Source organism: Nonomuraea sp. NPDC050663, from assembly GCF_044456985.1.
GTDB lineage: Bacteria > Actinomycetota > Actinomycetes > Streptosporangiales > Streptosporangiaceae > Nonomuraea.
In genome coordinates this window covers 152,796-172,627 of the sequence record NZ_JBITGL010000001.1, presented here as the reverse complement: position 1 = coordinate 172,627, position 19,832 = coordinate 152,796, and the positions used below count along the sequence as shown (strand labels likewise).

Below are 19,832 nucleotides of genomic sequence, written 5' to 3'. Positions count from 1 at the left end.
GGCGTGCACTTTACTCTTCAGTGCTGCGCTGAAAGCGACCTTCCCACAAATTGGACTCGATTCCAATAAGCTGCGCTGAGGTCAGCGGGCACTCGGTGCGCCATCCCAGACTGGTGTAAAGCGCCCGGCCTTCGACCGTGCCGCCCAGGACCGCGCGACGCGCTCCCCGCTCGTGGGCGTGGTTCTGCAGGGTCCTCATGACGACGCTCCCCAAGCCGCGGCGCCGGTGGTTCCCGTCGGTCTCGATCTTGTCGGCCACGGCCACGGCGCCGTGCGCGATCTGCCCCCAGGCGGCGGGCTCGCCGTCCTTGGTGACCCACGCCTTCGTCGCGTGCGGCGACAGCTCCTCCAGCGCGACCTCGTAGCCCGGCGGGCAGACCACCTCCTGCGGCTCCAGCGTGACGCTCATCATGAAGCCGGGCGCCGTGATCTTCCACGCGTCGCTCAGGTACGGGGCCACTTCGGCCTCCGGGACGAACAACTTCAGCCAGGTGCCCCGCCCGGTGATCGTGGGCACCACCTGCTCCAGCAGGACCGGGTCGACGACGACGTGCCTGCGCGGCATGTCCGGCAGGCCCACTTCCATGCGATAGCCGTACGGCTCGGCGACAGGCGTCTCGGTGGCGCGGGACAGGGCCCAGCCGCTCACCCAGGCGCGCACGAGGTCTTGGAGGGAGAATCCGTCGAGTTCCGTCATGCCCCGCAGCCTATGGACATGCGAAAGGGGCGGCACACCCGGCACCTGGGTGTGGCCGCCCCTCTCGGAGACGCGTGAAAGTTACTTCACGGTGACGGTCGCGCCGGCGCCCTCGAGGGCAGCCTTGGCCTTCTCCGCCTGCTCCTTGTTGACCTTGCCGTCGAAGACCGGCTTCGGAGCGCCGTCGACCAGGTCCTTGGCCTCCTTCAGGCCGAGGGAGGTCAGCGCGCGGATCTCCTTGATGACCTGGATCTTCTTGTCGCCGGCAGCCTCGAGGATGACGTCGAACTCGTCCTGCTCCGCGGCCTCTTCAGCAGCCGGGGCGCCGGGGGCGGCAGCGGCGGCGACGGCGACCGGGGCGGCGGCCTTGACGTCGAAGGTCTCCTCGAAGAGCTTCACGAACTCGGAGAGCTCGAGAAGGGTCATCTCCTTGAACGACTCGAGCAGCTCGTCGGTGCTGAGCTTCGCCATGATTGTTTCCTCCGTATGGATCTAACTAAAAGTGGGTGACAATCCCCGGGCTGTTACTCGCCCGACTCGTCGCGCTTGGCGCGCAGAGCCTCGGCCAGCTGCGCCATCTGCGTGGGCAGCGCGGCGAACATGGCGGCAGCAGCGGACTGCTTGGCCTTCATCGCACCGGCCAGCTTCGCGAGGAGAACCTCGCGGGACTCGAGGTCAGCGAGCCTGGTGACCTCGGCGGCATCGAGGGTCTTGCCCTCCATGAAGCCGCCCTTGATCACCAGAAGGGGATTGGCCTTGGCGAAGTCACGCAGGCCCTTGGCGGCCTCGACGACGTCACCCTTAACGAAGGCGACGGCGGTCGGGCCGGTCAGGAGCTCGCCCAGACCCGTCACGCCGGCCTGCTCGGCGGCGATCTTGGTCAGAGTGTTCTTCGCCACGGCGAACTGCGCGTTCCCACCGAGCGCGATACGCAGCTGCTTGAGCTGCGCGACGGTGAGACCGCGGTACTCGGTCAGAACGGCGGCGCTGCTGCTCTCGAACTCACTCTTGAGCTCGGCAACGGCCGTCGCCTTATCTGCCCTCGCCATGGGCCTCCTTCCAGATGTGCCGCCAGCCCCCAGACATGAAGAAAGCCCCGTGCGCAGGCGCAACGGGACTTCATGGCAAAGCCGATGAACTCACATCACCTGCGCGGGCCATCCACATGAAGTGGATCCTTAGGTCATGCAAACATGACGACCGGCGGTCTTTGGCATCAGCCAGAGTACGCGTACTTCTGTCAAGATGCCAAATCGGCCCGCGCGATGGTGACGAAGCCCTAGCTGGTCGGGGATGCCGACGGCTGCACGGGCGGGTTGGTGGGCAGCGGACCCGTCTGGTCGGCGGGCGGCGCCTCGATCGACACCTTCTCGTTGAAGCCCTTGAAGAACAGGTTCGCGTTCAGCGTCGCACCCTCGTGCGCGCCGTTGAGCGCCAGCTTGCGGGGCAGGCCGTCGGAGCCGACCCAGATGTCGAACTTGACGTCCTTCAGCTCGGCCAGGTTCTGGCGAGCACGCTCCTGCTGCTCGGCGGGCAACTGCTGGAGGGCCAGCTCGACCGGGAAGGTGCCGCTGTACCGGGTCGTGTCGACCCCGTTCACCGACTCGGTTCCGGCCTGCTTGACGTCCTTCGAAGCGGTCACCATGGCCGTCACGGTCGCCAGGTCGAACTGGCGCACCTGGTCGAGGTACTTCTGCACCTCGGCCGCCGGACCCATGTCCGTCAGCTTCACCTGCACCCACGGCTTGGCGGAGCCCAGCATCTGGTTGAGGGCGTCGACCTTGAAGTAGGCGGTGTCACCGCGAAGGATCGCCCGGGCGCCGCCAGGCAGGCTCTGCCCGCCGAAGTCGACGGTGTCGAGCGTCAGGTCCACGGCCAGCTCGGGCTGGCTCTGGTATGTCATGCGGCCCTGGACCTTGCCCGCGCCCTGCTGCGGGTGGGTCACATCGGCCACCAGGTCGACGGAGTAGCTCGTGACCTGCTGCGTCTTCTGCGCGGCCTGCTGGAGCACCTCGCTGGCCGCCAGGTTCGCCTGGATGGGCTGCGCGACCGTGCCACAAGCGGCGACTGTGAACAGCGCGCCCGCGGAGACCGCCGCGGCCGCGATCGTCTTCTTCAGCATGCTTTCGACCTTACGTCGTCGATTCACGCCCACCCGACTTCCCCGCCATATCTCCGGGAAACGTGCGGGGAATCCGCACATGATCTTGCGTGGAAATCAGGGAAATCTCAGGGGGGCAAGGGGGTACACGACGAAGCGCCCGCCCCGAACGAGTCGGAGCGGGCGCTTCTGAGAGCTCAGGAAGCTCAGGCCTCGAGCTCGGCCGTGAGGCCGCGCGTGAGGTTCGGGTCGACCGGCACGCCGGGGCCCATGGTGGTCGAGAAGGTGACCTTCTTCAGGTAACGACCCTTCGCGGCCGACGGCTTGAGACGCAGCACCTCGTCGAGAGCGGCAGCGTAGTTCTCGATGAGCTGACGGTCATCGAAGGACGTCTTGCCGATGATGAAGTGCAGGTTCGCCTGACGGTCGGTGCGGAACTCGATCTTTCCGCCCTTGATCTCGGTCACGGCCTTGGCGACGTCGGGGGTCACCGTGCCGGTCTTCGGGTTCGGCATGAGACCACGCGGACCGAGCACGCGGCCCAGGCGGCCGACCTTGCCCATGAGGTCGGGAGTGGCCACGACGGCGTCGAACTCGTTGAGCCGGTTGCCCTTGGCGATCTCGTCGATCAGCTCGTCGGCGCCGACGATGTCGGCGCCCGCCTCGCGGGCGGCCTCGGCACGGTCACCGGTCGCGAAGACCAGGACCCGGGCGGTCTTACCGGTGCCATGCGGAAGGTTGACCGTGCCGCGCACGATCTGGTCCGCCTTGCGAGGGTCGACGCCGAGGCGGAAGGCGACTTCCACGGTGGCGTCGAACTTGGTGGTGGTCGTCTCCTTGGCCAGCTTCGCGGCCTCGACCGGAGAGTACAGCTTCGCGCGGTCGATCTTCGCCGCTGCGTCCTTGTGCGCCTTGCTGCGCTTCACTTCTTGACTCCTTGTGGTTCGGCGGGCCGTGTGACGGGCCCTCCCACGACGTTCGGAAAGGGTTACTCGGCGACCGTGACGCCCATCGACCGGGCAGTGCCGGCGATGATCTTCTCGGCGGCCTCGATGTCGTTGGCGTTGAGGTCGGGCATCTTCTGCTCGGCGATGGCGCGCAGCTGCTCGCGGCTGAGCTTGCCGACCTTGTCCTTGTGCGGGACCGCGCTGCCCTTGTCGATGCCGAGAGCCTTGAGGATCAGGCGCGGCGCCGGCGGCGTCTTGGTGACGAAGGTGAAGCTACGGTCTTCGAAGATGGTGATCTCGACGGGGATGATGTTGCCCCGCTGAGCCTCCGTCGCAGCGTTGTACTGCTTGACGAAGTCCATGATGTTGACGCCGTGCGGACCGAGGGCGGTACCGACGGGCGGGGCCGGGGTCGCCTGGCCAGCGGGGAGCTGGACCTTGACGAGCGCGGCGATTTTCTTCTTCGGAGGCATGTCCTACTCCGGGTCCTGATCGGGTGATAACACGCCGGAGCCCCGCCCTATCGCGATGGGACGGGGACCCGAACGACTCAGTGTATGTCAGATCTTGGAGACCTGGTTAAACGAAAGCTCGACCGGGGTCTCCCGACCGAAGATCGAAACCAGCACCTTGAGCTTCTGCGACTCGGGGCTGATCTCGTTGACGGTCGCCGGCAGGGTGGCGAACGGGCCGTCCATGACGGTGACCGACTCGCCGATCTCGAACTCCACGGAAGGTCCGGCGGCCGCCTTGCTCTTGGCCTGCTTGACCTCCTCGCTGGGCTCGGGAGCCAGCAGCTTGGCGACGTCGTCGAGGCTGAGCGGGCTGGGCTTGTTGGACAGGCCCACGAAGCCGGTCACGCCGGGCGTGTTACGCACGGCGGCCCAGGACTCGTCGGTCAGCTCCATGCGCACCAGGACGTAGCCGGGCAGCACACGCTCGCGGACCGGGACCTTCTTGCCGCTCTTGAACTCGTCGCGGGTCTGCGTCGGCACCTCGGTCTGGAAGATGTAGTCCTCCATGTTGAGGGAGACGGTGCGAGTCTCGATGTTGGACTTCACACGGTTCTCGTAGCCGGCGTAGGAGTGGATGACGTACCAGTCGCCGAGCTGGCCACGCAGCGACTGCTTGAACTCCTCGACCGGGTCGACGTACGCGGCCTCGGCCTCGTCGTCGTCCTCGGCGGCGTCGTCGTCACCGTCTTCGTCCGCGTCGGCTTCCTCGACGTCGTCGGCCTCCTCAGCGGCCTCGTCGTCTTCGAAGTCGTCCTCGGCAGCCTCTTCCGGCTCCGACTCCCACGTGTCCCCGAACTGGTCGCGGGACTCGTCGGCGGGCACTGAAGACTCGGACACGGTGGCTCTTCCTCTTCCGTCGAATTGAACGGGCATCCGAAGAGGATGCCCACTTCACGCCTAGCTGAAGACCCGGAGGACGAGCTCGCCGAGCGCCCAGTCGAGGGCGTACACGATCCCGACCACGATCAGAACGAATATCAGAACGACCGTGGTGTAGGTGATGAGGTCTTTGCGTGTCGGCCAGATGACCTTGCGAAGCTCGTTGACGACCTGCCGGTAAAACAGCGCGGGAGTGGTCCTGGACTTCTTCTCACCGCTCGGCTTGTCTGCGCTCTCGGCGCGGGTGTCGATCGCCACAGTCCTCACCTGAATCTGTCGTCGGGTCCAGCACATCGCGGCGCGCTTTCACGCCTTGGTGCGCGGACCGCAACTCGCAGGGCAAGAGGGACTCGAACCCCCAACCGCCGGTTTTGGAGACCGGAGCGCTACCAATTGCGCCATTGCCCTATGTCGTCAACCAGACTACCTGGTTGTCGTCGCTGCCCGTACCTATCCGCACTTCGACATGCGGTAGCTCGGCCAGGCCAGAGTGTATCGGGACATTGACCCGTACGTCGAACCGGAACCCGATCGCCCAGCTCACGGCCCTATGAAAGCATGGGAGACATGTCCACCCGACCTCGTATCTCCGCACGAATCTCCGCCATCGCCGAGTCCGCGACCCTGGCCGTGGACGCCAAGGCGAAGGCCATGAAGGCCGCCGGGCGCCCGGTGATCGGCTTCGGCGCCGGCGAGCCCGACTTCCCCACGCCCGGCTACATCGTCGAGGCCGCCGTCGAGGCGGCGAAGACGCCGAAGTTCCACAAGTACACCCCCGCGGGCGGCCTGCCGGAGCTCAAGCAGGCGGTCGCCGACAAGACGCTGCGCGACTCGGGCGTGCAGGTGTCGGCCGATCAGGTGCTCATCACCAACGGCGGCAAGCAGGCCGTCTACCAGGCCTTCGCGACCCTGCTCGACCCGGGCGACGAGGTCCTGGTCGTCGCGCCGTACTGGACGACCTACCCCGAGGCGATCAAGCTCGCGGGCGGCGTGCAGGTCGACGTGGTCACCGACGAGTCCACCGGCTACCTGGCGAGCGTCGAGCAGCTGGAGGCGGCGCGCACCGAGCGCACCAAGGTCCTGCTGTTCGTCTCCCCCTCGAACCCGACCGGCGCCGTCTACAGCCGCGAGCAGGTCGAGGCCATCGGCCGCTGGGCGGGCGAGCACGGCCTGTGGGTCGTGACCGACGAGATCTACGAGCACCTGGTGTACGGCGGCGCGGAGTTCACCAGCATCGTCCACTACCTGCCCGCCGACCACTGGGTCATCCTCAACGGCGTGGCCAAGACCTACGCCATGACCGGATGGCGGGTGGGCTGGCTCATCGGCCCGAAGGACGTGGTCAAGGCGGCGACCAACCTGCAGTCGCACGCCACCTCCAACGTCTCCAACGTGGCCCAGGTGGCCGCGCTGGCCGCCGTGCGGGGCGACCTGTCGGCCGTCGAGGAGATGAAGACCGCCTTCGACCGGCGCCGCAAGACGATGGTCCGGATGCTCAACGAGATCCCCGGGGTGCTCTGCCCCGAGCCCGAGGGCGCGTTCTACGTCTACCCGTCGGTCAAGGAACTGCTCGGCAAGGAGATCCGCGGCAAGCGGCCGCAGACCTCCGCCGAGCTGGCCGAGCTGGTGCTGGAGGAGGCGGAGGTCGCCGTCGTCCCCGGCGAGGCCTTCGGCACTCCCGGCTACTTCCGCCTGTCGTACGCCTTGGGCGACGACGACCTGGCCGAGGGCGTCAGCCGCATCGCCAAGCTGCTGTCAGAGGCCCGCTAGACGACCCGGCGCGGGACCCCTGACACCGGGGTCCCGCCCGGTCACCTCCCGCAGGTCTCCACGGCGAGGACCAGCCCGAGCCGTTCCAGGGTGCAGCCGGTCCGCGCGTGTTCCGGCAGCCCGCTTCCGCGGTGGACGGTGACGGTCGTGCCGCCGGTCCAGGCCTGGGCGCTGGTGGTGCTCTTGTCGTGCAGCGTGCGCTTCACCGGGCCCTGCGGCCGGCCATGGGGCACGGCGACGCCGTCCACGTCCTGGCCTGGCGGGTCGATCCGCTCGACACCGGCCATGATGCGGTCGAGCTCCTGCTCCGCCCCGCCGCCCGCACTGAGGACGAACGCCGCGCCAGGCTCCTCCAGCCACAGCAGGGCACGTCCCCGGTAGCCGGGGGCCTCGACGTCGGCCAGGTAGGCCTGCCTCCCCCGCCACGTGATCCGCTCCAGGCCGGAGTAGGCGTCGCCCACCTGCGCGATCACCGACTCGAGCGTCTCGACCTGCGATCCGCGCGCCGACGACAGCCACAACCAGCGGCCCTGGTCGCCCTCCCACGCCGGGTAGGCCAGCCAGCTCGTGTCCTTCGGGGGCTGCTGCGCCGACAGGGTGAGCCCTCTGGGCACGTAGCCGAGCTTGATCACGTCCGCCGCCGCGTCGCCCACGTTGGTGAAGCGCATCCCGGCCGCGATCTTCTCCGCCTGGCCGACGGGCGCGGTGACCTTGACGAGCCGGGTCGGGTGGGGCTGCCAGAAGACCTGGCGCCGGTCCTTGGAGACCACCGCGAGCCTCCCGCTGTGCACCAGAGGCAGGGGGTCGGGGTCGGACACCTGCTCCAGCTGCCGCAGCCCCGCGTAGTCGAGGGCGGCGGAGCGGTTCTCGTGGACGGTGACCGTCACGGTCCTGCCCCAGCGCACCCCGTCGCCTTCGCGCACCGGTTCCCCGAGTCCCGCGGGCAGGTAGCCGAACTCGATGCCGGGGATCGGGCTGACCATCGAGGTGGGCGAGGCGGCCTCGGGGGCGGCGGGCGGCTCGATCACGAGGTACCCGGTCAGGGCCACGAGCGCCGCGGCCACCGCCGCGACCTGGAGCCGGGTGCGGCGGCGGCGCCGCGACAGCCGTACGACACGGTCAGCCAGGTCGTGCGGGGCCTGGAGGTGGGCCGTCCGCTCCGCCATCGCCTCGTGCAGGTGGGTTTCAAGCATCGGCGGTCACTCCCTCGACGAGTTCGTCCCCGATCAGCACACGGAGTCTGGCCAGCGCCTTGGAGCTCTGGCTCTTGACGGTTCCCACGGAGCAGCCCATGACGGCCGCGGTCTGGGTCTCGGTGAGGTCCTCCCAGTAGCGCAGCACCAGGACGGCTCGCTGGCGTGGAGGCAGCCGCCGTAACCCGTCGACGAGGACCTGCCGCAGCTCCACGCCGGAGGCGGGTGGCGCGGGGTGGTCGGGCAGGGTCCCGGTGGGCACGATGCGCAGGAGGGCGCGGCGCCGGGCCCTGCTGATGGCGGTGTTGACGATGATGCGGCGGACGTAGGGCTCGGGGTCGCTCTCTGAGCGCATCCGCGACCAGTGGCGGTAGGCGCGTTCGAGCGCGGTCTGGAGCACGTCCTCGGCGTCGTCCGCCGACCCGCACGACAGGTACGCCAGCCGCAGCAGGCTGGTGCCGCGGGCGGCGACGAACTCGGGGAACGGCGTCATGACCCTTATGTACGCTCGGCTGCCGGAAAGGGTTGCCTAGTTTCGCACGGGCGATTTCGCCGAGAGCGCGATCGTGAGGAGGTCGGCCGCCAGCGACTCGCTCACCCTGATCCACGCTCCGGTGCCGAGGCGTTCGAGCCAGACGATGAGGCGTCCGCCGCCGGGATGGCGGCCGACCACGGCGGGCTTGCCGCGCACGATGACGGGCCTGGCGTCCAGCACGGCGTTGCGCGCCAGGAAGGCGTCCCAGCCGAAGGAACCGTGTTCGATCTGGACCTCGACCGACCGGTCGCCGCCGCCGAAGAGGACCCGGCCGCCGTGCACGCCCGACGCGGGTTCGACGAGGCCGCCGCCGGTGCGCTCCAGGCCGCCGGGCAGGTAGGTGAGCCAGAGGTCGTCGGAGATGACGGCGATGGTGGGCGACGGGCTGGGCGTGGGCGGCATGGTCAGCGGGACGAGCCGGGGCTGGACGATTGCGGGCGCCGCCGTACGGCCGAAGCCGGAGGAGAACAGCTGGCCGATGGCCAGGACGGATGCGGCGAGGGCCAGCAGGGCGACCGTGGCGCGCCACCACCGGCCGCTCGCCGCTTCCTGGATCATGGGCGATTACTGCCCTGTTTTGGCGATTTCGATACCTTCCGCGATCTTCTTCAGCTCGGCGACGGTGGCGTCCTTGCCGAGCTCCTTGGCGCGGAGCGGGCTCATCATGAGCTCGACCGCCTTCTCATCGGTGATCTTGAAGATCAGCGTGGGAGTGCTGCCCTCGTTGAAGGTGTCGACGCCGACCTCGCTCGCCTCGCCGCCCTCGCCGACGTTGCCGACCGCACCGGGACGGCCGTTGACGTCGAGCTTCTGCGGCAGCTTGTCCAGACCGCTCTCGCCGTGCTGGAGCGCCTCGCCCTCGCGCACGACGATCTGGATGGAGTACTGGCCGGCGGGCGCGTCCGGCGTGTCGTACGTCGTGGTGTAGCTGCCCGCGCCGAAGCCGTCCTTGCCCGACCACTTCCCCCACGCCAGCCCGTCGGGCAGGTAGGTCAGGCGCACGCCGCCGATCGTGCGGCCGTCGCCGAGGTCGCCGAGATCCTGCGGGAGCTCGGCGGTGAAGACCAGCTCGACCTCGGTGCCCGGCGTGACCATCGTCCCGGCGGCCGGCCGCTGCTCGAAGACCCTGTCCTCGCCCTCGCGGGGTTCGTCGGTCACCAGGCCCGCCGCCCTGATCGCGCCGGCGGCCTGCTCCCACGTCATGTTCATCACGTCGGGCACCGCGACCTCGGTCGCCACCTTCGCGCTGGCGACGTCCCTGGCCTGCGTGCCCGGTGACGCGGTGAGCGCCTGGTAGGCGGGCACGGCCCCCGCGACCGCGGCCACGGCGAGCAGCGCGCCCGCCGTACGGAACCTGATCGTGCTCGCCCGGCGGCCGCGGCGCACCGCGCGCCCCAGGCCCGGCGAGGCCTGCATGCCGGACACGTGCCGCTCCATGGCCTCCTTGAGCTGCTCTTCAACACTCATGCCAACGCTCCCATGTGCTCGCGCATGCGGGCGAGCCCGCGTGCGGCCTGGCTCTTGACGGTGCCGACCGAGCAGCCGAGCAGAGCCGCGGTGTCGGACTCCGATCGGTCCTCCCAGTAGCGCAGCACCAGGACGGCTCGCATCCTGGGCGGCAGCCTGCGCAGTTCCCCGATGAGCGCGTCGCGCAGGTCGAGGTCGAGCTCCGCGGCCGCGGTGTCGGGCGGCCGGGAGAAGGTGATCTCCTGGATCAGCCGCCTGCGCCGCGACCGTGAGATCGCCGCGTTGACCACGGTTCGCCGCGCGTACGCCTCCGGGTTGTCCTGCCAGATGCGCGGCCAGTGCTTGTAGACCTTCTCCAGCGCGTGCTGGACGAGGTCCTCCGCGTCGTGCGGCGCCGCTCCGCAGACCAGGACGGCCGTGCGCAGCAGGGAGGTGCTTCGGGCGGCGAGGAACTGGTCGAACGCCGCTTCCTGTTCTTCGGTCATCAGCTCCCCTTTCGCCCCTCCCAACGCGCCCGCAGCGCATAAGGTTGACAGGCAATATGGAACGACCGCTGCACACGCTGCCCAAGGCACACCTGCACCTGCACTTCACCGGGTCCATGAGACACCGGACCCTCATCGAGCTGGCGCGCGAACAGGGACTCCACCTGCCCGACGCGCTCGAGGAGGACTGGCCGCCCAAGCTGCGGGCGACCGACGAGCGCGGCTGGTTCCGCTTCCAGCGCCTCTACGACATCGCCAGGTCGGTGCTGCGCAGGCCCGACGACGTCTACCGGCTGATGCGCGAGGCGGCCGAGGACGAAGCCGCGGAGGGTTCACGCTGGCTGGAGATCCAGGTCGACCCCTCGGGGTACGCCAGCCGCTTCGGCGGGCTGACCGCGACGCTGGAGCTGGTCCTCGACGCGGCCGAGAAGGCCGCCGCCCTGGCCGGCATCGGGATCGCGGTGATCGTGGCCGCCAACCGCACCCGCCATCCCCTCGACGCCAGGACCCTGGCCAGGCTGGCGGCGCAGTACGCCGACCGGGGCGTGGTCGGGTTCGGGCTGTCCAACGACGAGCGGCGAGGCCAGGCGCGCGACTTCGACGCCGCCTTCCGCATCGCCAAGCGGGCCGGGCTCCTGGCCGTGCCGCACGGAGGCGAGTTGCAGGGACCCCGCTCGGTCGAGCAGTGCGTCGACGACCTCGACGCCGACCGCGTGGGCCACGGCGTGCGCTCCGCCGAGTCGCCGCGGCTGATGGAACGGCTGGCCGACCGGCAGATCTGCTGCGAGGTGTGCCCCACCTCGAACGTCGGGCTCGGCGTGGTCGAGCAGGCCGCCGACGTGCCGCTGCGCAAGCTGTTCGACGCCGGGGTGCCGCTCGCGCTCGGCGCCGACGACCCGCTGCTGTTCGGCGCGCGGCTGCTGCCGCAGTACGAGCTGGCCAGGCATGTGTACGGTTTCCGCGACGCGGAGGTCGCCGAGCTGGCGCGCCAGTCGATCCGGTCGTCGGCCGCTCCCGATTCGATGAAGAAGGAGCTGCTCAGGGAGATCGACGAGTGGCTCTCAGCGTAGTGACTTGGCGATCCTGTGGGCGTCCTGCAGGGTCTTGACGCCCTCCAGGCGGTAGCCGGTGAAGTCGTCGCCCCAGACGAGGGTCGAGTCGGCCACGCGCAGCGGCGTGGTCTCGCCGTTGCCCTTGGTGACGTAGGTGAGGTTGTGCGCCTCGGCGATCCACCAGCCGTGGGCGCCGTTCACCAGCACGTCCTCGGGCCATTCAGGACCGCCGAGCTGCTTGACGAACATCGGGCTGACGCCGCCCGCGAACTGGTCGAGCCTGACGCGGCCCCAGAACATGCTGACCACGCGGCCGTCGCCCACCAGGATCTCGGAGGGCTCGCCCAGCTCGGTGGGGACCTTCGGCCTGAAGCCGACCTGCCGCGCCGCCTCTTCGAGATCGGCGGAGCGTGCCCCGGGGATCTCGCTGGTCACGGTCGGAGAGGGGCTGGGGTCGTTCACGCGGATCTCGACGCCCGTGGAGCGCAGCACCCAGACCACGGCCGCCGCGGTCAGCGCGAGTGCCAGGACCACCACCGCGGCCACCAGCTGCCAGCGGCGCACCTTCGACATGGGCCTGACCGGCCGCTCCGGCTCCGCGGCGGGCCTCGCCGGGGCGTCGTGCGCCGGGTCGGGCGCCTGCAGGCGTGCCCGTACGGCCGAGGCCACCTCGGCGGGCGGCGGCCCCGTCACCTCGATGGAGTCGCCGAGCGCCAGGAGCTCGCGTTCGAGGTCGCCGAAGTCGTCAGAGTCCACTGCCGCCCACCTCCTCCCGCAGCCTGGCCAGGCCCCTGTGGGTCCTGGACTTCACGCTGCCCAGCGGGCAGTCGAGGACCTGGGCCGTCTCGGCTTCCGACAGCTGTAGGAAGTACCTGCAGACGACCGCCTCGCGTTCCCGATCAGGGAGCTTACGCACCGCTTCGAGCAACCTGGCCCGGCGGTCGGAGGCGACGGCGGTGCCCTCCGGGTCGTCGGGGGCCGTCACGGGGGCCTGCGCGCCGAGCCGTACGGTCAGCTCCGATCGGCGGCCCCTGGAGCGGGTCAGGTTGTGGGTCTCGTTCGCGACGATCCGCAGCAACCACGGGCGGAACGGCGCGTCGGCGCGGAAGCTCGCCAGGTGGCGGTAGGCCTTGACGAAGGCTTCCTGGACCACGTCCTCGGCCTCGTCGCCGGCGCCCAGCATGGCGGCGGTGCGCTGGGCGAGCGCGCTGTAGCGGGCGACGAGGGCCTCGTAGGCGCTCAGATCGCCGGCCAGGGAGCGGGCAACCGCCTCTGCGTCGTCCATGCGGAGTCTGATTTCATCGCATTCGGACGCGGTTGCGCCAGCGGGATGGTGAGCCGCCCCTCCTCCGCCCACCATCCCGCTACACACAGTCTTTCGACGAACACTCGCCGTGACATCCGTAGATCGCGACGGACCCTACGTATTTATCGCGAGCTCGTAGGCGGACAGCACGTCGAGCGCCGCTCCGTGGGTGAAGGCCGCCTCGAAGGCGGAGGAGCCGACGAGCTCGCGCGTCTCGGCCTCGCAGCGCATGTGGCCCTCGGCCCAGTACGGCAGGCTGAGCGCCTGCAGCCCCGCCGTACGCCAGAGGCTGTCGACGGCGCCCAGCAGCTCGGCCGCACGGGAGCCCTCCCCTCTCGCGGCGACCAGCCACGCCTGGAGCTCGATGCCGAGCACCGCGCCCGGCACGTCGCCGAAGTCCTTCTTGATCCGCAGCGACTCCCGGTTCTCGCGGGCCGCGCCGCTCACGTCACCGCGCTCGTGCAGCAGCAGGGCCAGGCCGTAGTGGGCGATGGAGCGGCTCCAGCGCTCCCCCGAGGCCGCGCATCGGCGCACGCATTCGCGCAGCACCTGCTCGGCACGCGCGTTGCCGAGCCTGGCCAGGCAGATGCCCAGCTGCGCGGTGGTGAGCGTGTGGCCCGGGCCGGCGGCGTCGAGCTGGTCACGCCTGGTCAGGGCCAGGTCGAAGGAGCGCGCGGCGCGCTCGTCGTCGCCGTTGACGAAGTGCGCGACCCCGATCATGTGGTCGGCGTAGGCGTGGTCGACGCCGTCCAGCCTGGCCAGGGCGGCGGCGGCGTCGAAGTGCTCGATGTCCACCCACGCGGCCACCCACAGGGCCTTCGTCCGCGCAGGCGAGGGCCACGGGTTGGCCGCCAGCGCCCTGCCCAGGTAGTAGCTGCCCTCGCGGTGCAGGCCGCAGGCGCTCCACAACGCCCACAGCCCGCTGGCCAGCTCCAGCGCGAGCGGCGGGTCGGCGCGCAGGCTGTGGTCGAGCGCCAGGCGCAGGTCGGGCAGCTCGGAGCAGAGCCGCTCGGTCCAGGTCAGCTGCTCGGGCCCCCGCCAGCCCGCCTCCGCCCTGCGGGTCAGCTCCAGCAGCACCCGCGCGTGGCGGTCGCGCGCCTGATCCTGCTCCCCCAGCTCGCGCAGCCACTCCGCGCCGTACTCCCGCACGCTGTCGAGCAGACGGTACCTGCGCCCCTCGCGGACCACGATCGACTTGTCGACCAGGCGGCACAGCAGGGGGAAGATCCGGCCGGCGCCGAGCCGCTCGTCATGGCAGACCTCCTCGGCCAGCCCGCGCTCGAAGGAACCGGCGAACACCGACAACCGCGCCCATAACAACCGTTCCTCGGGCGTGCACAACTCGTGGCTCCAGCCGATCGTCGTCCACAACGCGTGGTGGCGGTGCGGCAGCGCCGGCGACCTCCTGCGCGCCAGCACCCTGAACCGGTCGTCGAGCCGGCGCGCCAGATCGGCCGGCGACAGATGCCGCAGCCGGGCCGCGGCCAGCTCGATCGCCAGCGGGAGCCCGTCGAGCCGCTCGCAGATCTCGGCGACCAGCTCCAGCCGCTCGTCGGTGACCTCGAACTCCGGAAGTACGGCACGCGCGCGGTCCACGAACAGCAGCGGCGCGTCCAGGCCCATCGGCGGCACCAGGTGCACGTGCTCGCCCATCACGTCGAGCGGCTCCCTGCTGGTGGCCAGGATGCGCAGCCCAGGACACCTGGACAGGAGCGTCGTCACCAGCTCGGCGCAGACGTCGAGCAGATGCTCGCAGGTGTCGAGCACCAGCAGCACGCGCCGCTCGCCGATGCGGTCGGCCAGGACCTCGTTCTGCGGACGGGTCGGCGTGCCCCTGGCGCCCAGCAGCTCGGTGATCGTCAGGCCGAGCAGCTCGGGGTCCTGCAGCTGGGACAGCTCGACCAGCCACGTCCCGTCCGGGCACAACCGACCGGCCCGCCCGGCCGCCCGCAGGGCCAGCCGGGTCTTGCCGACCCCGCCAGGCCCGGTGAGTGTCACCAGGCGCCTGCCGTCGAGCAGCGCGACCACGTCGTCGCTCATCCCGGCCCGCCCCACGAAGGCGGAGACCTCAGCGGGCAGATTCATCCTGCTGCTCCGTCACCCATGTCGCGATCTGCGCACGCGTGGAGAAGCCGAGCTTGGCCAGGATGTGCTCCACATGCGTGTCGACCGTTCGTTTCGAGATCGTCAGCCTGCCCGCCGCCTCTCTGTTCGACAGGCCCAGCGACACCAGCTCGGCCACCTCCCACTCGCGCGGGGTGAGCGGCAGCTCCTGGCGCGTCTCGGCCGCGCCCATCGCCACCGCGACGGCCGCGTCGAGGTCCATGCGGGCGCCCCTGGCGTGAGCGCCGGCGTAGGCGTGCCTGCCCAGCGCCTTGCGCGACAACTCGGCGCAGGCGACGTGGGCGGCGTTGAAGTAGCTCGAATCGAGCAGGCGCGGGCCGACCGACTCCCAGATGCGCGCCGCCGCGCCCTGCAGCACCGCCGCCCGTTCCACGTCACCGGACTCGGCGCGCAGCAACGCCACGAACTCGATCACCAGCACCGTGCCGAACAAATCGTGGAAGTGGTGGCTGACCTGCAGCGAGCGCACCGACAACGTCAGCGCCAGATCGCCGTCACCCGACAACCAGGCGGTGTAGGCCTCCACGTAGTCGACATACGAGCGCACCCACAGCTCGCCCACGCTCTCGCAGCTCTCGCGCACCTGGTCGCACAGCTCGTGGCACGCCTCCACCTGATGCTGGAAGGCCATCACCAGGGCCAGCTCGACACAGGCCATCAGCACGTTGCACTCGAGCGTGCGGTTGGCGGCGTAATGCTCGACCGCCTCGTTGAACAGCTCCACCGCCCGGTCGTGATCGTCGCTCACCAGCGCCAGGCAGCCCAGGCGGTGCACGGCGTACGCCTTCGTCGCCGGATCCTCCAGCGCGCGGCACTCCTCCAGCATCTCCCTGGCCCGCGAGAACTCCCCGATCAGCACCGCGACGTAACCGGCCACCCACAACGCCCGCGCCCTGGGCCCCGTGGAGCCGCCCCTGGCCAGCGCCCGCTCCAGCCACGCCCAGCCCTCGCCCAGCTGGCCGCAGCCGACCCAGTAGAACCACAACGTCGAGGCCAGCTCCAGCGCCTCGTCGACCTCGCACCGCTCGAACGCGCCCCGCAGGTTGTCGAGCTGCGCCCGCGTCCGCACGAAGATGCGTTGCTGGTCAGGACCGAACCAGGCGGCCGCGCTCGCCCTGGCCTGGGCCAGGTAGAAGTCCTTGTGCCGGCGCTCCAGCCGCTCGCTCTGCGAGTCGAGCCTGGCCAGCCACTCCGCGCCGTAGTCCTTGATGGAGTCGAGCATCCGGAACCGCAGGCCGCCGGCCGTCTCCTCGGCGCTCAGGATCGACTTGTCGACCAGGCCGCCCACCACGTCGGCGATCTCGACCGCGGGCAGGCAGCCGTCGGAACAGACCGCCTCCGCCGCCTCCAGCGCGAACGAGCCGCAGAACACCGACAACCTCGCCCACAGCAGGCGCTCGTGCGGCGTGCACAACTCGTGGCTCCAGCCGATCACCGTGCGCAGGGTGGTGTTCCTGTTGCCCAGGTCCAGCGGCAGCAGCTGGATGACCACCTCCTCCAGGCACATCACGCGCAGCCGTACCGCCGCCAGCTCGATCGCCAGCGGCAGCAGGTCCAGCCGCAGGCACAACTGCCTGACCAGCTCCGCCTGGCCCCTTTCGAGCTTCGTGTCGCCCGCCCGGTCGGCGAACAGGCTCACCGCGTCACCCGCCGACATCGGCGGCACCACCACCACGTGCTCGCCGTCGGTCTCCAGCACCTGCCGGCTCGTCACCAGCACCGACAACCCCGCCGCCGCCTTCAGCAACGGACCCAGCAGCGCCTCGCACTCCTCGACCAGATGCTCCACCCCGTCGAGCACCAGCAGCATGCGCTTGCCGGCCAGATGGGCGTGCAGCACCTCCGAGGCGGGCCTGGCCGTCTGGTCGACCAGCCGCAGGCAGCTCACCAGCGCCCGGTCCAGCATCTCCGGAGCCCGCACATCCGACAGATCGGCGAAGAACGCGCCATCCTCGAAAGCCCGCCGTACGGCATGCGCCGCCTTCAACGCCAACCGTGTCTTGCCCACGCCGCCAGGACCCGTCAGGGTCACCAGCCGCGCCCTGCCGAGCAGCCGTTTCACCTCTTTGAGCTCCGCGCGTCGCCCGACGAACGTGGTCAACTCCGCGGGGAGGTCGCCCTGCAGCATCAAATGCCTCGCGTGTGGGGAATTCCGAGTGAGCGCATAGTAACGCGCCCATTGCGCTGCGGAACGGCCGTTCGCGACATCCGACATTCAGGTGATTGCCCGAACCTGACGGGCACTAGACTCAGGCCATCCCGAAGTCTCCTGCTAAGGACCGCATGCATGTCTGGCTACGACCGTGTAGTACAACCGGCCGCCGGTGACGAGGCCCTGGAGAACCACCTGGGTGGCGACGAGGGCAAGAACTACCGGCAGTACGAGTTCGACATGGTCGCACCTCACGTGGGCCGCTCCCTGCTGGAGATCGGCTCCGGCCTCGGCCACTTCGCCGAGCTCTTCCGCCCGCGCCTCGACAGGCTCGTCGTCAGCGACTTCGACCCCTACTGCGTCGAGCAGCTGCGCAAGCGCTTCGCCGACAACGCCGACGTGTCGGTCCTGCAGTTCGGGCTCCCGACCGACATCCCGCTCGAGGACAAGGTCGACACCGTCGTCATGATGAACGTGCTCGAGCACATCGAGGACGACGCCGAGGCCCTGCGCTCCCTCGCCCGCGTCACCCAGCCCGGCGGGCGCATCGTCATCTGGGTGCCCGGCTACATGCAGCTCTACGGCGACTTCGACCGCAAGGTCGGCCACGTCCAGCGCTACACCCCCGCCACCCTGCGCGCCACCGTCGCCAAGGCGGGCCTCGACATCGACGTGCTCAAGCCGATCAACTTCCTCGGCGGCATCGCCTGGTGGCTGGCCGTACGCCGCGGCGGAGTCGGCTACCCCGACCCTCGCCTGGTCAAGATCTACGACCGCACCGTGGTGCCCGTCACGCGGTTCATCGAGCGCTTCGTCCGGCCGCCCTTCGGCCAGACCGTCTTCTGCGTCGCCCGTGTCCCCCACGAGTGACCGATGAGTTTCGCGCGGCGCCCGAGTCTGTCCCTTCCATGCGGAAGCTGATAGCGACAGTCTTCAACTACTCCCTCGACGGCCTGATCGCCGACGAGGACACCGAGTTCTGGAAGTTCTGCTTCGACCTGCCCGAGAACCGCGAGCCCGACGACGCGGGGCAGCTCGAATTCCTCCGGAACACCTACGCCCACGTCATGGGCCGCACCGCCTACGAGGGCATCGCCCCGGCCATGACGACGGCCACCGACCACCCGTTCTCCGAGATCATGACCGCCGGACGCAAGGTCGTCTTCTCGCGCACCCTGAAGACGGCCGACTGGGCCAACACCACGATCGCCTCCGGCGACACGACCGAGGAGATCGACAAGCTCCGGACGGGCGGCGAAGGACACATCGTCGTCTGGGGCGGCGTCACGCTCTGGCGGTCGCTGATGCGGCTCGACCTGATCGACGAGCTGCACGTGAGCATGTTCCCGTACGTGGCGGGCGAGGGGACCCGGCTGTTCGACGGGGTTCCGCGGTCATACGCGCTCGAGCTGATGTCCAGCGAGGCCTCCAGGAACGGGATCGTGGAGCTGAGGTATCGTCGGCCCCGATGACGCGGGTCAGCTGGCCGGACGATCGACCCGATAGATGAAGTGCAGCAGCTCGTCGATCGGGTTGTCCGGCTCCAGGTCCCCTTCGCCCACCCGCCGCATGCCCGCCTTCTCCAAGGCTCTCCACGACGCGATGTTCGCCGCCGACACCGGCACGACCACGCATGTGGCCTGCGGCAGTTCGCTCCACGTGCGGTCGAGGACCGCGCCGATCATGGACGTCCCGAGTCCCCGGCCGACGCGGGCGGGGTCACCGATCAGGTAGTCGATCTGCACGGCCCCCTCCGGCACGTCGACGATCTCCTTGAGCGGCGCCAGTTCCTCCGGGTAGTCGGCCAGCCGGGAGCGTTGCACGAGGCCGAGCGGGTGGCCGTCGAGGAAGACGAGCAGGTCCTCTCCCGGTTCCTCGCCGCGCACCGAGGGGCCGAAGTCGCGCTGGACCGCCTCCATGGAGGTCTCGTGGTTCCACCACCGCGCCACGTGGGGTTGTTCCAGCCAGCTCTTGAGCAGGGGGAGGTCGTCGTGGTCGAGCCTGCGCCAGGTGATCATCGGGTTGCTCCTCTGGTGAGGTGACGGCGGTAGTAGCGGGACTGGCGGTCGCGGTGGCCGCAGGACGGGTGGCACCAGCGCCGGCGCGGGTGGGCCTTGACGAAGAACATCGAGCAGCCGGGTCCCTGGCAGCGGCGCAGGTCGCCGGAGTGGGGGCCGGTGAGGAGTTCGATGCAGCAGGCGGCGATGCGGCCGAGCACGGCCGCCGGTCCTTCGACGGTGTCCTGCCATTGCGCGGCCGGGCCGCCGGAGGGCCAGGTGAGGCTCGGGTAGGTGGGGGCGGCGGCCGTGTAGGAGTTGAGGCGCCGCACAGCCTCGGGCTCTGGGGTGCGGCCTTGGGTGGCGGCGCTCAGCAGGGCGTGGACGGTGTCGCGCAGCAGGCGGACCTCGTCGGCGTGAGGGCCCATCGCGGGGTGTGGCGCGGCGCCGAGGATCTGGGTGAACCACTGGTCGATCCATGCGGCGCTCTGCAGGTAGTCCGTCTGCTCGCCGATGCCGTACAGGGTGTTGGCGAACTCGACGGGCAGCGGTTCGCCGCCCAGGATCGGGAACTCGACGTCCATCACGAGACTGACGGTATCACTAGTATTC

General features: G+C 69.9%; 23 protein-coding genes and 1 tRNA gene. 4 read left to right on the top strand and 20 right to left on the bottom strand.

Going from position 1 to position 19,832, the window contains the following annotated elements:
- Positions 1-10: 10 nt before the first annotated feature.
- The 9 genes from ACIBH1_RS00915 to ACIBH1_RS00875 all read right to left on the bottom strand — a co-directional run bounded on the left by ACIBH1_RS00915 (position 11) and on the right by ACIBH1_RS00875 (position 5,547).
- Positions 11-697 (bottom strand): GNAT family N-acetyltransferase, encoded by a 687-nt coding sequence (locus tag ACIBH1_RS00915; RefSeq protein ID WP_397311485.1) that lies wholly within the window; start codon positions 695-697, stop codon positions 11-13.
- 81 nt (positions 698-778) lie between these two features.
- Positions 779-1,168 (bottom strand): 50S ribosomal protein L7/L12, encoded by a 390-nt coding sequence (gene rplL / locus ACIBH1_RS00910; protein ID WP_397311484.1) that lies wholly within the window; start codon positions 1,166-1,168, stop codon positions 779-781.
- Between the two features lie 53 nt (positions 1,169-1,221).
- Positions 1,222-1,746 carry a 50S ribosomal protein L10 gene (gene rplJ / locus ACIBH1_RS00905; RefSeq protein WP_397311483.1) on the bottom strand — a complete coding sequence of 175 codons (525 nt, stop codon included), beginning with the start codon at positions 1,744-1,746 and terminating at the stop codon, positions 1,222-1,224.
- A 230-nt stretch (positions 1,747-1,976) separates the two neighbouring features.
- Complete coding sequence (locus ACIBH1_RS00900; RefSeq protein WP_397311482.1) at positions 1,977-2,819, bottom strand: DUF1396 domain-containing protein; 843 nt, start codon at positions 2,817-2,819, stop codon at positions 1,977-1,979.
- Between the two features lie 185 nt (positions 2,820-3,004).
- Positions 3,005-3,724 (bottom strand): 50S ribosomal protein L1, encoded by a 720-nt coding sequence (gene rplA, locus ACIBH1_RS00895; RefSeq protein WP_181615843.1) that lies wholly within the window; start codon positions 3,722-3,724, stop codon positions 3,005-3,007.
- A 62-nt stretch (positions 3,725-3,786) separates the two neighbouring features.
- The gene (rplK, locus tag ACIBH1_RS00890; RefSeq protein ID WP_181615842.1) at positions 3,787-4,218 is read right to left on the bottom strand and encodes a 50S ribosomal protein L11; all 432 of its coding nucleotides are present in this window, start codon (positions 4,216-4,218) and stop codon (positions 3,787-3,789) included.
- An 87-nt stretch (positions 4,219-4,305) separates the two neighbouring features.
- Entirely contained in the window at positions 4,306-5,097 is a 792-nt protein-coding gene (nusG, locus tag ACIBH1_RS00885; protein ID WP_397311481.1) for a transcription termination/antitermination protein NusG, read from the bottom strand.
- A gap of 60 nt (positions 5,098-5,157) precedes the next feature.
- On the bottom strand, positions 5,158-5,397 hold the full coding sequence (gene secE / locus ACIBH1_RS00880; protein WP_312895035.1) for a preprotein translocase subunit SecE: 240 nt from the start codon (positions 5,395-5,397) through the stop codon (positions 5,158-5,160).
- A 77-nt stretch (positions 5,398-5,474) separates the two neighbouring features.
- Positions 5,475-5,547: transfer RNA gene (locus ACIBH1_RS00875), tRNA-Trp, on the bottom strand.
- A 159-nt stretch (positions 5,548-5,706) separates the two neighbouring features.
- On the opposite strand from ACIBH1_RS00875, the gene ACIBH1_RS00870 reads away from it, so the two are divergent.
- Complete coding sequence (locus tag ACIBH1_RS00870; protein ID WP_397311479.1) at positions 5,707-6,909, top strand: pyridoxal phosphate-dependent aminotransferase; 1,203 nt, start codon at positions 5,707-5,709, stop codon at positions 6,907-6,909.
- A 41-nt stretch (positions 6,910-6,950) separates the two neighbouring features.
- Here the strand turns inward: ACIBH1_RS00870 and ACIBH1_RS00865 are convergent, their stop codons facing one another.
- From ACIBH1_RS00865 to ACIBH1_RS00845, 5 genes are read right to left on the bottom strand one after another with little or no spacing between them, the layout of a single operon-like run.
- Positions 6,951-8,102, bottom strand: coding sequence for a hypothetical protein (locus tag ACIBH1_RS00865; RefSeq protein WP_397311478.1), 1,152 nt, complete (start codon positions 8,100-8,102; stop codon positions 6,951-6,953).
- The gene (locus ACIBH1_RS00860; RefSeq protein ID WP_397311477.1) at positions 8,095-8,595 is read right to left on the bottom strand and encodes a SigE family RNA polymerase sigma factor; all 501 of its coding nucleotides are present in this window, start codon (positions 8,593-8,595) and stop codon (positions 8,095-8,097) included. Before ACIBH1_RS00860 ends, ACIBH1_RS00865 begins: the two co-directional genes overlap by 8 nt.
- Positions 8,596-8,631: 36 nt before the next feature.
- Positions 8,632-9,195, bottom strand: coding sequence for a hypothetical protein (locus tag ACIBH1_RS00855; RefSeq protein ID WP_397311476.1), 564 nt, complete (start codon positions 9,193-9,195; stop codon positions 8,632-8,634).
- Positions 9,196-9,201: 6 nt separating this feature from the next.
- On the bottom strand, positions 9,202-10,104 hold the full coding sequence (locus ACIBH1_RS00850) for a PASTA domain-containing protein (RefSeq protein ID WP_397311475.1): 903 nt from the start codon (positions 10,102-10,104) through the stop codon (positions 9,202-9,204).
- On the bottom strand, positions 10,101-10,589 hold the full coding sequence (locus ACIBH1_RS00845; protein WP_397311474.1) for a SigE family RNA polymerase sigma factor: 489 nt from the start codon (positions 10,587-10,589) through the stop codon (positions 10,101-10,103). The genes ACIBH1_RS00850 and ACIBH1_RS00845 overlap by 4 nt, the downstream gene beginning before the upstream one ends.
- A gap of 56 nt (positions 10,590-10,645) precedes the next feature.
- Between ACIBH1_RS00845 and ACIBH1_RS00840 the strand changes: the two genes are divergently transcribed.
- Positions 10,646-11,659: an adenosine deaminase gene (locus ACIBH1_RS00840; RefSeq protein WP_397311473.1), complete on the top strand. Its 1,014-nt coding sequence runs from the start codon at positions 10,646-10,648 to the stop codon at positions 11,657-11,659.
- Here the strand turns inward: ACIBH1_RS00840 and ACIBH1_RS00835 are convergent.
- From ACIBH1_RS00835 to ACIBH1_RS00820, 4 genes are all read right to left on the bottom strand, one after another.
- Complete coding sequence (locus ACIBH1_RS00835) at positions 11,651-12,397, bottom strand: hypothetical protein (RefSeq protein WP_397311472.1); 747 nt, start codon at positions 12,395-12,397, stop codon at positions 11,651-11,653. The two genes, ACIBH1_RS00840 and ACIBH1_RS00835, sit on opposite strands and share 9 nt — an antisense overlap.
- The gene (locus ACIBH1_RS00830) at positions 12,387-12,926 is read right to left on the bottom strand and encodes an RNA polymerase sigma factor (RefSeq protein ID WP_181615831.1); all 540 of its coding nucleotides are present in this window, start codon (positions 12,924-12,926) and stop codon (positions 12,387-12,389) included. The genes ACIBH1_RS00835 and ACIBH1_RS00830 overlap by 11 nt, the downstream gene beginning before the upstream one ends.
- Positions 12,927-13,061: 135 nt before the next feature.
- Positions 13,062-15,032 carry an ATP-binding protein gene (locus ACIBH1_RS00825; RefSeq protein ID WP_397311471.1) on the bottom strand — a complete coding sequence of 657 codons (1,971 nt, stop codon included), beginning with the start codon at positions 15,030-15,032 and terminating at the stop codon, positions 13,062-13,064.
- A complete protein-coding gene (locus ACIBH1_RS00820) occupies positions 15,016-17,199 on the bottom strand; it encodes an ATP-binding protein (RefSeq protein ID WP_397311470.1) in 2,184 nt (727 codons plus the stop codon). Before ACIBH1_RS00820 ends, ACIBH1_RS00825 begins: the two co-directional genes overlap by 17 nt.
- A gap of 159 nt (positions 17,200-17,358) precedes the next feature.
- Here ACIBH1_RS00820 and ACIBH1_RS00815 point away from each other — a divergent pair, with 159 nt between their 5' ends.
- On the top strand, positions 17,359-18,093 hold the full coding sequence (locus ACIBH1_RS00815) for a class I SAM-dependent methyltransferase (protein WP_397311469.1): 735 nt from the start codon (positions 17,359-17,361) through the stop codon (positions 18,091-18,093).
- Between the two features lie 38 nt (positions 18,094-18,131).
- Positions 18,132-18,695, top strand: a complete 564-nt coding sequence (locus ACIBH1_RS00810; RefSeq protein ID WP_397311468.1) for a dihydrofolate reductase family protein — start codon at positions 18,132-18,134, stop codon at positions 18,693-18,695.
- 6 nt (positions 18,696-18,701) lie between these two features.
- Here the strand turns inward: ACIBH1_RS00810 and ACIBH1_RS00805 are convergent, their stop codons facing one another.
- Together ACIBH1_RS00805 and ACIBH1_RS00800 are read right to left on the bottom strand one after the other, a co-directional pair.
- Positions 18,702-19,241, bottom strand: a complete 540-nt coding sequence (locus ACIBH1_RS00805; protein WP_397311467.1) for a GNAT family N-acetyltransferase — start codon at positions 19,239-19,241, stop codon at positions 18,702-18,704.
- A complete protein-coding gene (locus tag ACIBH1_RS00800) occupies positions 19,238-19,804 on the bottom strand; it encodes a CGNR zinc finger domain-containing protein (protein WP_397312171.1) in 567 nt (188 codons plus the stop codon). The genes ACIBH1_RS00805 and ACIBH1_RS00800 overlap by 4 nt, the downstream gene beginning before the upstream one ends.
- Between the last annotated feature and the right edge of the window lie 28 nt (positions 19,805-19,832).

Coding starts and splice junctions, on each gene's coding strand:
- ACIBH1_RS00915 (WP_397311485.1), bottom strand. CDS start 697: ATGACGGAACTCGACGGATTCTCCCTCCAAGACCTCGTGCGCGCCTGG.
- rplL (WP_397311484.1), bottom strand. CDS start 1,168: ATGGCGAAGCTCAGCACCGACGAGCTGCTCGAGTCGTTCAAGGAGATG.
- rplJ (WP_397311483.1), bottom strand. CDS start 1,746: ATGGCGAGGGCAGATAAGGCGACGGCCGTTGCCGAGCTCAAGAGTGAG.
- ACIBH1_RS00900 (WP_397311482.1), bottom strand. CDS start 2,819: ATGCTGAAGAAGACGATCGCGGCCGCGGCGGTCTCCGCGGGCGCGCTG.
- rplK (WP_181615842.1), bottom strand. CDS start 4,218: ATGCCTCCGAAGAAGAAAATCGCCGCGCTCGTCAAGGTCCAGCTCCCC.
- ACIBH1_RS00870 (WP_397311479.1), top strand. CDS start 5,707: ATGTCCACCCGACCTCGTATCTCCGCACGAATCTCCGCCATCGCCGAG.
- ACIBH1_RS00865 (WP_397311478.1), bottom strand. CDS start 8,102: ATGCTTGAAACCCACCTGCACGAGGCGATGGCGGAGCGGACGGCCCAC.
- ACIBH1_RS00860 (WP_397311477.1), bottom strand. CDS start 8,595: ATGACGCCGTTCCCCGAGTTCGTCGCCGCCCGCGGCACCAGCCTGCTG.
- ACIBH1_RS00855 (WP_397311476.1), bottom strand. CDS start 9,195: ATGATCCAGGAAGCGGCGAGCGGCCGGTGGTGGCGCGCCACGGTCGCC.
- ACIBH1_RS00850 (WP_397311475.1), bottom strand. CDS start 10,104: ATGAGTGTTGAAGAGCAGCTCAAGGAGGCCATGGAGCGGCACGTGTCC.
- ACIBH1_RS00845 (WP_397311474.1), bottom strand. CDS start 10,589: ATGACCGAAGAACAGGAAGCGGCGTTCGACCAGTTCCTCGCCGCCCGA.
- ACIBH1_RS00840 (WP_397311473.1), top strand. CDS start 10,646: ATGGAACGACCGCTGCACACGCTGCCCAAGGCACACCTGCACCTGCAC.
- ACIBH1_RS00830 (WP_181615831.1), bottom strand. CDS start 12,926: ATGGACGACGCAGAGGCGGTTGCCCGCTCCCTGGCCGGCGATCTGAGC.
- ACIBH1_RS00825 (WP_397311471.1), bottom strand. CDS start 15,032: ATGAATCTGCCCGCTGAGGTCTCCGCCTTCGTGGGGCGGGCCGGGATG.
- ACIBH1_RS00820 (WP_397311470.1), bottom strand. CDS start 17,199: ATGCTGCAGGGCGACCTCCCCGCGGAGTTGACCACGTTCGTCGGGCGA.
- ACIBH1_RS00815 (WP_397311469.1), top strand. CDS start 17,359: ATGTCTGGCTACGACCGTGTAGTACAACCGGCCGCCGGTGACGAGGCC.
- ACIBH1_RS00810 (WP_397311468.1), top strand. CDS start 18,132: ATGCGGAAGCTGATAGCGACAGTCTTCAACTACTCCCTCGACGGCCTG.
- ACIBH1_RS00805 (WP_397311467.1), bottom strand. CDS start 19,241: ATGATCACCTGGCGCAGGCTCGACCACGACGACCTCCCCCTGCTCAAG.
- ACIBH1_RS00800 (WP_397312171.1), bottom strand. CDS start 19,804: ATGGACGTCGAGTTCCCGATCCTGGGCGGCGAACCGCTGCCCGTCGAG.